The organism is Bradyrhizobium cosmicum (assembly GCF_032290525.1).
In the GTDB taxonomy this organism is placed as follows: domain Bacteria; phylum Pseudomonadota; class Alphaproteobacteria; order Rhizobiales; family Xanthobacteraceae; genus Bradyrhizobium; species Bradyrhizobium cosmicum_A.
Genome location: NZ_JASXTA010000369.1, coordinates 1 through 255 on the forward strand (window position 1 = coordinate 1; position 255 = coordinate 255).

The following is a 255-nucleotide window of genomic DNA, read 5'->3' on the forward strand; positions in this document are numbered from 1 at the left end:
GTCCAAGGTGACGCAGGAGGGCCGTTCGGGCGCTGAGACGGTGACGTACCGCAGCGCCAAGAAGGGCGAGAAGGTCGTCTCCTCCAAGGTGATCGACACGACCGTCACGCGCAACGCCGTGCGCCGCGTCGTCACGATCGGTACGAAGCAGGCCGTTCAGCAGGCGCCGCAGCAGTCGCAGCAGACCCAGGTGTCGCGTTCGACCGCCCGCAAGGCCGTGACGCAGCAGAGCGCGCCGAAGCAGCGCACCTACGC

The 255-nt window shown here is 68.6% G+C and carries 1 protein-coding gene; it reads left to right on the top strand.

Translation table 11 applies throughout. The features are described from left to right. The coding region (locus QSV46_RS40285) for a G5 domain-containing protein (protein ID WP_314964242.1) at window positions 1–255 on the top strand (255 nt) is incomplete at both ends.